General features: G+C 30.1%; 3 protein-coding genes. 2 read left to right on the plus strand and 1 reads right to left on the minus strand.

Going from position 1 to position 2,551, the window contains the following annotated elements; all coding sequences use genetic code 11:
* Window positions 1–226: 226 nt before the first annotated feature.
* Both ABI549_RS13635 and ABI549_RS13640 read left to right on the plus strand, forming a co-directional pair.
* Window positions 227–1,123: a D-alanine--D-alanine ligase gene (locus ABI549_RS13635; RefSeq protein WP_348077004.1), complete on the plus strand. Its 897-nt coding sequence runs from the start codon at window positions 227–229 to the stop codon at window positions 1,121–1,123.
* A gap of 5 nt (window positions 1,124–1,128) precedes the next feature.
* Window positions 1,129–1,758 (plus strand): hypothetical protein, encoded by a 630-nt coding sequence (locus tag ABI549_RS13640; RefSeq protein WP_348077005.1) that lies wholly within the window; start codon window positions 1,129–1,131, stop codon window positions 1,756–1,758.
* Window positions 1,759–1,760: 2 nt separating this feature from the next.
* Here ABI549_RS13640 and ABI549_RS13645 read toward each other — a convergent pair.
* A partial coding sequence (locus tag ABI549_RS13645; protein ID WP_348077006.1) for an ATP-binding protein occupies window positions 1,761–2,551 on the minus strand: 791 nt, incomplete at its 5' end.

The raw sequence follows: 2,551 nt of genomic DNA on the forward strand, positions 1-2,551 counted from the left end.
GTCTGAGAGGATCTCCCAGAATTCAGACCAGTTCTCATTATGATTTAATTGAAAATCAAGAATTCACTAATTCATTTATAGTAATTTAATGCGGTTATTTTTTCATAAGCTTACTAATTGGGAATATTGGCCTTCGAAAATTATATATTTTCCCATCAATTTTTTGTGGGCATTTTATGCTTTAAAAACAAGGACTATTTTCTTTTTTAATGCTTCAAATCCGACGATGCGAAACGGAGGCTTTTTTATGGAAAGCAAAAAAGAAATTTATGATCTAATTCCTCAAAAATATTATCCTAGAACAGCATTTGTTAAAGAGAATTCTTCTTTCGAGGATATTTTAATTGCTAAAGAAAATTTAAGTATTTCATTTCCATTAATTGTAAAACCAGATATAGGTTTACGTGGTTCTGCTGTCAAAAAAATAAATTCTATTGACGAATTGAAAGAATATAACAAAAGTGCAAATTTTGATTATTTAGTACAAGATTTAATACCTTATCCAAACGAAATAGGGATTTTTTATGTTCGATTCCCCAATCAGGAAAAAGGAAAAATTACTGGAATAGTAGCCAAAGAATTTTTAATTGTTATAGGCGATGGAAAATCGACAATAAAAGAATTAATAAAACAAAATCCAAGATTTGAAATGCAGTTAACTACTTTAGAAAAAGAATATAAAGAGAAGTTAAATGAAGTATTACTTAAAGACGAAACATTAAATTTAGTTCCTTTTGGAAATCATTGTCGTGGTTCAAAATTTATTGATGCGAGTAATCTAATTTCAGATAAATTAACAAATGTGATAAACGAAATGTGCTTGCAGATACATGGTTTTTATTTTGGGCGAATGGATTTAATGTACAATTCGATAGCAGAATTAGAAGAAGGAAAAAACTTTCAAGTGGTAGAAATAAATGGTGCTGCAAGTGAACCGACTCATATATATGACCCAAAACATTCTATCTTTTTTGCGTGGAAAGAACTAGCAAGACATATTACTTATATGTATAAAATTAGTGTTGAAAACAATAAAAAAGGCATTACTTTTCTGACACATAAACAAGGAATGCATCAATATCGTTTGCATTTAGAACAAAATAATAAAATAGGCAATTTTTAGAAAATTTGAAGTACATTAAAAACTTTATAGTCGGATTTTTAGTTAGTTTCGTGGGATCGATTCCGCTAGGTTATTTAAATTTTATTGGCTTCGAAATTTATAATAAATCTAATCTTATCCAATTAATCTATTATTTATTTGGGGTTGTAATTATCGAGGGAATTGTAATTTCTTCTACTTTTTATTTTGCTAACAAACTGATTTTAAATCCTAAACTTAAAAGATGGATTTCAATATTTTCGATTATTTTTTTAATTGTTATAGCAATTTATTTTTACCCTTCAGAGTTTCAAAACATTCAAAAACAGAATAATTCAGTTACTTTTTTATTGTATCCGTCATTTATTGTTGGATTAATATTAAGTTCTTTAAACTTTGCTCAAATTCCGTTTTGGTTTAGTTGGAATATTTTTTTGGTCAACGAAAAGTATATTTCTTCAGATAAAAATGTTGTATTTGTTTATGTTTTAGGAACATTGATAGGGACATTTTCTGGAATGTTACTATTGGTTTTAGGACTTAAAAAAATTACCAATCAAGGAATTATTTCAGATAATTTTATATCAAATAATATTTGGATTATCTTTTTTGGATTGGCTATTTTTCAATTATTTCAGCTTTTTAAAAAGAAATAATTTTACCCCAACCAACCATCTCGATCTAAACTTCGATACTGAATTGCCTCTGCAATATGACTTGAATTTACTTTCTCGGTAGCTTCTAAATCTGCAATAGTTCTAGACACTTTTAGAATTCTATCGAAGGCACGAGCAGAAAGATTTAGTCTTTCCATAGCTGTTTTTAGTAATTGTAACGAGGCTTCGTCAAGAGCGCAATGCTCTCTAATTTGTTTGGTATTCATTTGTGCATTGTAATGAATATTGTCAAAAAGTTCGAATCGAGCCGTTTGAATTTCACGAGCAGCGGTGACACGTTTTCTAATTTCGACACTGCTTTCTCCATTTCTTTTTTCGGTTAGTTTATCAAAAGGAACAGGAGTTACTTCGATATGAATATCTATTCTATCCAATAAAGGTCCTGAAATTTTACTCAAATAACGATTCATTTCATGAGGAGATGAAGTATTTGGAGAATCTGGATCATTAAAAAAACCACTTGGACTTGGATTCATACTGGCTACCAGCATAAATGAGGATGGATAAGTTATGGTAAATTTTGCTCTCGAAATAGTAACTTCTCTATCTTCAAGTGGTTGACGCATAACTTCTAAAACTTCACGTTTAAATTCGGGTAATTCATCAAGAAATAAAACGCCGTTATGTGCCAAAGAAATTTCGCCGGGTTGCGGAATGCCGCCACCACCAACCAATGCAACATCACTAATTGTATGATGCGGACTGCGGAATGGACGTTTGGAAACTAATGTAGAATTCTCCGGAAGTTTACCTGCAACAGAATGTATCTTGG

This window comes from Flavobacterium sp. (assembly GCF_039932285.1).
GTDB lineage: Bacteria > Bacteroidota > Bacteroidia > Flavobacteriales > Flavobacteriaceae > Flavobacterium.

What these genes read in the sequence shown, in the direction of transcription:
- ABI549_RS13635 (WP_348077004.1), top strand. Translation starts at nt 227, where the DNA reads ATGCGAAACGGAGGCTTTTTTATGGAAAGCAAAAAAGAAATTTATGAT.